The sequence below is a fragment of the Salinicola sp. V024 genome, from assembly GCF_052645315.1.
In genome coordinates this window covers 1-6,624 of sequence record NZ_JBQXYB010000029.1, presented here as the reverse complement: position 1 = coordinate 6,624, position 6,624 = coordinate 1, and the positions used below count along the sequence as shown (strand labels likewise).

The 6,624-nt window shown below is 56.7% G+C and carries 8 protein-coding genes; 5 read left to right on the top strand and 3 right to left on the bottom strand.

The window, feature by feature from the left end; genetic code table 11:
* Both ACUN9V_RS19755 and ACUN9V_RS19750 read right to left on the bottom strand, forming a co-directional pair.
* Nucleotides 1-135, bottom strand: a 135-nt coding sequence (locus ACUN9V_RS19755) for a transposase (RefSeq protein WP_445512654.1), incomplete at its 3' end; no start/stop codon positions are given.
* Nucleotides 136-228: 93 nt separating this feature from the next.
* Complete coding sequence (locus ACUN9V_RS19750; RefSeq protein WP_445512652.1) at nt 229-1,119, bottom strand: LysR family transcriptional regulator; 891 nt, start codon at nt 1,117-1,119, stop codon at nt 229-231.
* Nucleotides 1,120-1,219: 100 nt separating this feature from the next.
* Here ACUN9V_RS19750 and ACUN9V_RS19745 point away from each other — a divergent pair, with 100 nt between their 5' ends.
* The 5 genes from ACUN9V_RS19745 (at nt 1,220) to ACUN9V_RS19725 (ending at nt 6,382) form a co-directional block, all read left to right on the top strand.
* Nucleotides 1,220-2,344, top strand: coding sequence for a muconate/chloromuconate family cycloisomerase (locus ACUN9V_RS19745; protein ID WP_445512651.1), 1,125 nt, complete (start codon nt 1,220-1,222; stop codon nt 2,342-2,344).
* 37 nt (nt 2,345-2,381) lie between these two features.
* Complete coding sequence (gene catC, locus ACUN9V_RS19740; RefSeq protein WP_445512650.1) at nt 2,382-2,672, top strand: muconolactone Delta-isomerase; 291 nt, start codon at nt 2,382-2,384, stop codon at nt 2,670-2,672.
* A 49-nt stretch (nt 2,673-2,721) separates the two neighbouring features.
* A complete protein-coding gene (gene catA / locus ACUN9V_RS19735) occupies nt 2,722-3,693 on the top strand; it encodes a catechol 1,2-dioxygenase (protein ID WP_445512649.1) in 972 nt (323 codons plus the stop codon).
* A 235-nt stretch (nt 3,694-3,928) separates the two neighbouring features.
* Complete coding sequence (locus ACUN9V_RS19730; protein ID WP_445512648.1) at nt 3,929-5,806, top strand: FAD-dependent monooxygenase; 1,878 nt, start codon at nt 3,929-3,931, stop codon at nt 5,804-5,806.
* A gap of 273 nt (nt 5,807-6,079) precedes the next feature.
* Nucleotides 6,080-6,382, top strand: coding sequence for a hypothetical protein (locus ACUN9V_RS19725; RefSeq protein ID WP_445512647.1), 303 nt, complete (start codon nt 6,080-6,082; stop codon nt 6,380-6,382).
* Between the two features lie 146 nt (nt 6,383-6,528).
* Here the strand turns inward: ACUN9V_RS19725 and ACUN9V_RS19720 are convergent.
* The coding region (locus tag ACUN9V_RS19720; protein ID WP_445512653.1) for an IS3 family transposase at nt 6,529-6,624 on the bottom strand (96 nt) is incomplete at its 5' end.

Sequence of the window (6,624 nt, the reverse complement as noted above, 5' to 3'; positions counted from 1 at the left end):
TCGGTAGGTTTCCAGCCATTGGTGTACGGTGGACTTATCCAGGCCATGCTGGCGAGCGACATCCCTCTGACTGACGTCCTCACGTAAACACTGCTGAACAACCCGCAGCTTGAAGCTCTCGTCGTATCTCGCCATCAAAAACACCCCGAAGGTTGGATGGGTGTCCAACTTTCGGGGTGCAGTTCACCCGAAAAAATGGGCAGCGGCTTTTTTGTCGGTGACCGGCCATCAACCTTGTCGATGGCGATCGACCAGGGGGCGCAGCAGGGCGTCGACGTGGCATAACAACTCCGAGGGGGGCTCTCTGCGCCGACTGCATAAAATCGGCGAGGTAATGTGCCCCTCGGCCAAGGGCACATAGGCAATATCGTCGCGCTGCAGGCGCTTGACCTGCTCGGGGACTAGGGTGAAGCCCATCTCCGATGCCACCAGACCGATTGCCGTCTGGAGCTCATTGGCTTCCTGAATGACCGTTACCTTGAGCCCACGGCGACGAAACAGGCCCAGCACGACATCGGCGTAACTCGGTCGCGGCGTGCCGGGATAGACGATCAGCGGCACCTCGGCAAGCTGGGCCAAGGTCGGCGGCGACTGCGCCAGAGCATGACCGCGGGGAAGGGCGGCAATGATCGGCTCGTCGAAGAGCACCTCCTGCTCGACCTCGGGATCATCGATGCGCAGCCGGCCGAAACCGATGTCGATGCGTCCGGCCTTCAACGCCTGCACCTGCTGGATCGTGGTCAGTTCGCTCAGCGTCAGTTCGATGTCCTCCTTTTGTCGCAACTGGCGGATCAGCACCGGCAGCTCGCTGTAGAAGATCGAGGGTACGAAGCCGATGCCAAGCAACTGCTTGCCGCTGCGCGCCAGGCGACGGGTCGCGGCGACGGTGGTGTCCACCTTCTCGAGAATCTGCAGAGCATGTTCGTAGAAGAACTGCCCGGTGGGCGTCAGGACCAGGCCACGGGTATGACGCCGGAACAGCGCCGTACCCAGCTCCGCTTCCAACTGCTTGATCTGCCGGGTCAGAGGCGGCTGTGCCATGTGCATTCGCTGGGCCGCACGGGTCAGGTTGAGTTCCTCGGCGACCGCGCAGAAGTAGCGTAAATGGCGCAATTCCATAATACCTCCTGAGTATGGCAAGGCACCCAAACGATATTGGTTTCCGCAGTGGCCGGCAATCAGACTGTCATCAATCGTTCACTGTCTTGTCGGAATCGCCATGCCCGCCACCATCGCTTCTATCGAAACCCTGCTGGTCGACCTGCCGACGATTCGGCCGCACAAGCTGTCGATGGCCACCATGGCCTGCCAGACCTTGGTGCTCGTCCGCCTGCGTGACTCCGACGGCCTCGAGGGGCTGGGCGAGGCGACGACCATCGGCGGCCTGAGCTATGGCCCGGAGAGCCCGGAAAGCATCAAGTGCAACATCGACGCCTACCTGGCGCCGTTGCTGATCGGCCAGTCGACGGCCAACCTCAACGCCCTGCGGGCACGCATGCAGCGTCACGTCAAGGCCAACGGTTTCGCCAAGTCGGCGCTGGAAACGGCGCTGCTCGACCTGCAGGGCAAGCGCCTCGGACTGTCGGTGGCCGAGCTGCTGGGCGGCGCCCGTCAGACGCACCTGCCGGTGTTGTGGACCTTGGCCAGCGGCGACACGCAACGCGACATCGACGAAGCGTTTCAGCGGCTCGACGATCGTCGCCACTGCGACTTCAAGCTCAAGATCGGCGCCAACGGCGTGGATGACGACGTGCGTCATGTGAGCGCCATCAAGGCAGCCGTGGGCGAGCGTGCCGGTATCCGCGTCGACGTCAACCAGGCCTGGGACGAAGCCACGGCAGTGCGCGGCATTGCCGCGCTGGAAGACGCCGGCATCGCGCTCGTCGAACAGCCGACTCCCGCTCGGCAGCATGCCGGCTTGGTGCGCCTGGCCGAGCGCTTCATCGTGCCCATGCTCGCCGACGAGGCCGTCAATGATGCCATCGATGGCTTCAATCTGGCGGCATCCGGCTTCAGCGGTGCCTTTGCCCTCAAGATCGCCAAGGCCGGCGGCCCGCTCGGCGCCCTGGAACTCGCCAGCGTCGCCCAGGCCGCCGGTATCGGCCTCTATGGCGGCACCATGCTGGAAGGCACCATCGGCACTACTGCCGCTCTACATGCCTGGGCAACCTTGGCCCCGATGGCCTGGGGTACCGAGATGTTCGGTCCTCTACTGCTCAAGGACGACATCGTCGTCGAGCCGCTGCACTACCACGAGTTCGGGGTCGAGCTGCCCAAGGGCCCGGGGCTGGGCGTCACGCTCGATGAGGACAAGCTGGCCTTCTATCGCCGCAAGGACGATTGAGCCAAGACCACATACAGCGAAAACAGGAGGATAGACGATGCTGTTCAAGGTCGAGATGACCGTCAAACTGCCACCCGACATGCCGGTCGAGCAGGCCAACCGCATCAAGGCGACAGAGAAGGAGTACTCCCAGCAACTGCAGCGTCAGGGCAAGTGGCGACATCTATGGCGGGTCGCCGGTAGCTACGCCAACGTCAGCATCTTTGACGTAGAAGACAACGCCGAGCTGCAGGCACTCATCAGCGGACTGCCGTTGTTTCCCTACATGGAGATCAGCGTCAGCCCACTGTGTCGGCATCCGTCGTCGATTCGTGACGACGATAGCTGAGCGAACACGCCAGCTCACTACCCACCATCATAACAATGAGGTAATCACCATGGTCATGAAAATCGCCAACTCACCCGAAGTCACCGACTTCCTGAAAACCGTCAGCGGCTTCGATACCCGCGGTGGCGACGAGCGCTTCAAGCAGATCGTGCACCGTCTGCTCACCGACCTGTACCAGACCATCGAGGACTTCGATATTCGCCCCGAGGAGTTCTGGGCGGCGGTGAACTACATCAACGAACTCGGCACCAGTAAGGAAGCCGGTCTGCTGGCTGCGGGGATGGGCTTCGAGCACTACATTGACATGCGCCTGGACGCCGAGGACGAACAGGCCGGTCTGGCCGGCGGCACGCCACGTACCATCGAGGGCCCGCTCTATGTCGCCGGCGCACCGCTATTCGAAGGCTTCGCGCGTATGGATGACGGACGCGACGACGGCAAGGTGATGTGGCTGGAAGGCCAGGTACGTGATGTCGACAGCGGACAGCCGATTGCCGGTGCCATCGTCGATGTCTGGCACGCCAACACACAAGGCAACTACTCCTATTTCGATAGTTCGCAATCGGAATACAACCTGCGCCGGCGTATCGTCACCGACAGCGAGGGCCGCTATCGGGCGCGCAGCATCGTGCCTTCCGGCTACGGCTGCCCGCCGCAGGGCCCCACGCAGGCGCTACTCGACGAATTGGGGCGGCACGGCCAACGTCCGGCGCACATTCACTTCTTTGTCTCCGCGCCCGGCTATCGCCATCTGACCTCGCAGATCAACCTGTCCGATGATGAGTACCTGCATGACGACTTCGCCTATGCAACGCGTGATGAGCTGATCGCGGATATTCGCGATATCGACGACCTGACCGAGATCGAGGCACGCGGTCTGGAAGCACCGTTCGCCGAAGTCACGTTCAACTTCGAGCTCAAGCAGACCGACAGCCCCACATTGCAATCGCGGATCAAACGCCCTCGTGCCAATGAAAACGAGACTCAAGAAAGCCAGTTGGCGGGTGCAGCTAAAGTTTAACTATCAAGATTGATCTTTTAGTAGTTGGAGGATCCTTTTATTAGGCTCTCCTCCAAATAAAAAATGAGATTTTGTTCATGGCTACACAGCGAATTGGTGGTCTTGAAAAAGACTCCCGAAACGTAGTAGCTCTATTTTAAAATAATTGTCGCTTATAAGATATTGAGCATAAATATATATTACAAATAAATAACTTTAGTGCCGCTAATTATATTTTATAGGCAGGAGGAATAACATGCAGTTTCACGTTTCAAGCTATGAGACCGGTGATCCTTTGGCCATGCCTGTAGAAGGGGTCGGGATCGATCGTTCTGAGGATCTTCCAGAGAGCATGGATGTTCTCATAGTTGGTAGTGGGCCGGCCGGTTCTATCATCGCAGCACAGCTTTCACGATTCCCGCATGTCAAAACACGCATGATCGAACAGCGTGGTCATCGTTTGGAATTGGCAAACGCCGATGGTGTCCACTCTCGAACCATGGAAACGTTCCAAGCATTTGGGTTCGCGCATGAAATTGCCGCAGAAGCTCATACGATTACCGATATGGCATTCTGGAAGCCCAATCCTGATAATTCCCAGCATATCGTTCGGGATATGAGCGTTCGAGAACTTCCGACGGAGTTCAGTGAGTGGCCCATGATGCTGATTACCCAAGTTCGGATAATTGATCATTTCAATCGCTTCATGAAGAATGCTCCTACCCGGATGAAGCCCGATTACGGATATGAATTTGTCGACTTTGAGGTTTCCGAGGATCAGGACAGCGAGTACCCAATCAACGTTACACTACGCCACTCGGCAGGCCTCAATGAGGGCCAGAAAGTTCGAGTCCGCACTAAATATGTGGTTGGTGCAGACGGTGCGAGGAGTAAAGTTCGCAAGTCACTAGGTTACAGGTTGAGGGGTGGCCAGGCCAACCATGCCTGGGGCGTCATGGATATTCATGCCGACACCGATTTCCCGGACGTGCGCAAAAAATGCACCATCAAATCCGGCACGGGTCGTACTATCCTGCTTATCCCAAGGGAAGGGGGATTCCTGTTTCGCCTCTATGTAGACCTGGGAGAAGTCCCAGAAGGGAATGGTCAAGCCGTCCGTAAAACTCCACTTGAGGATGTGATTGTCCAGGCTCAGGAAATCATGCATCCATATAAGCTTGATGTGAAGAATGTGGTGTGGCACTCGATCTATGAAGTCGGCCACCGCGTATCAGATCACTTTGACGACCGAGCTTCAGACAAGACCGAAAGTGACGCCCCCCGTATATTTATTACGGGTGATGCCTGTCATACTCACTCAGCCAAAGCAGGTCAGGGCATGAACGTTTCCATGCAGGATGGCTTCAATCTTGGCTGGAAGCTTGGCCATGTGCTCTCCGGCAACAGCCCTAAAGGACTTCTACGAACCTATGCTGAGGAACGTAAGGACATCGCGCATCGTCTCATCGAGTTCGATAAACGGTGGTCCAGCCTCATGGCTCAGCCAAGTGATGAATTTCAAGACCCTCGCGAACTCGAAGAGTTCTACTCCCAGCACGCGGAATTCAATGCTGGCTATCTTACAGAGTACGAGGAGTCTATGATCACTGCCGATGATAGACACCAACAGTTAGCTGATGGATATCCGGTGGGGCGTCGTTTTAAATCTGCACAGGTAGGTCGTGTATGTGATTTGGTGCCAACCCATCTCGGGCACCATCACACGGCTGATGGTCGCTGGCGTGTCTATGTGTTTTCGGATTCAGCGGTTCCTGGTGAGTCTCGAGTACTGAAAAATTGGGCAGGCTGGGCGCAGGGTTCGCTGTCTCCTGAACTTTTCAACACAAAAGTAATTTATCAGCAGCCCCATACTGATTTCGATATGTCAGATGTGCCGTCCGCGTTCAAACCCCAAGTGGGGCGTTTCCAACTGACCGACATGGAAAATTCTTTTGGTATACTTGAGGATCATGACATCTTCGAAGAGCGTTCAATCTCCCGAAAGGGGGCTGTAGTGGTCGTACGTCCGGATCAGTATGTGGCTGGGGTTTTTCCGCTGGATACCACCCAAGAACTGGAATCCTTCCTCTGCGGCGTCTTCCCTGCGGTCCGTTCAGTAAGCATCACTTCTTGAGGTTAAAAAACTAGCGAGTATGTCAGTGGAGACTGGAGCTGGAGGGTTCCAGTCGTCACTGATTTTTCACAGCCAACATTACATAAAGCATCCGATTTACGATATTTTCCAGAATAAAGAGCTAGGCATGAACCGAGGTAGAGGCTAGGGTTTTCGACCAAATGGGGCTTAATATTAACGCCGTTGTTGTCGGCCTGAATTCAAGCAATAAGCGCAGCACCTGCGGTATCCACTGCGTCGGTCAGTACGATCCCCACACCACCACACCGGAGAGTGCAGGACCGTACCCATTACTTCTTCGCCACGCGACGCAATCACCGTGAAGAAGATGCCGAATACAACGCGCAGAAGATCAAGGCCATGCATGCCGCTTTCGAGGATGAGGACGTGCCGATCATCGAGGCGGTGCACAAGGAGATGAGGACGACGGATTTCTTCAGCCTCAACCCCGTGCTGATGAGCAATGATGTCGCCCCGGTAAAAGTTAGGAAGTTGCTCAACAAGCTGATCGCGCAGGAGCAGGAGAGGGGACAGAAAAAGCAGGAATCGGGAACGAAAGCCGGTAACGTGGCCTAAGGATATAGGCCACGTCACGCCGAGAAGCATGCCAGGCTAATGCATGAATGAATACGTCCCGCGCCGGAGAATCGGTACGGGGCGTACTTGACGACCATTAAAAAGCCGCTGTCCCTGAACTGACCCCATAAAGTTGGACGGTTCAATTAGTCGGCTCTCAAGGCCTGGGTCCTGTACTGCACAGGGCTCAGACCTTTTAGTGTCAGTTTGATGCGTTCGTGATTGTAGTAGTGGATGTAGTG

Bases quoted from the DNA above. Each gene is read 5' to 3' on its own strand.
- ACUN9V_RS19745 (WP_445512651.1), top strand. From the start codon at position 1,220: ATGCCCGCCACCATCGCTTCTATCGAAACCCTGCTGGTCGACCTGCCG.
- ACUN9V_RS19730 (WP_445512648.1), top strand. From the start codon at position 3,929: ATGCAGTTTCACGTTTCAAGCTATGAGACCGGTGATCCTTTGGCCATG.
- catC (WP_445512650.1), top strand. From the start codon at position 2,382: ATGCTGTTCAAGGTCGAGATGACCGTCAAACTGCCACCCGACATGCCG.
- catA (WP_445512649.1), top strand. From the start codon at position 2,722: ATGGTCATGAAAATCGCCAACTCACCCGAAGTCACCGACTTCCTGAAA.
- ACUN9V_RS19750 (WP_445512652.1), bottom strand. From the start codon at position 1,119: ATGGAATTGCGCCATTTACGCTACTTCTGCGCGGTCGCCGAGGAACTC.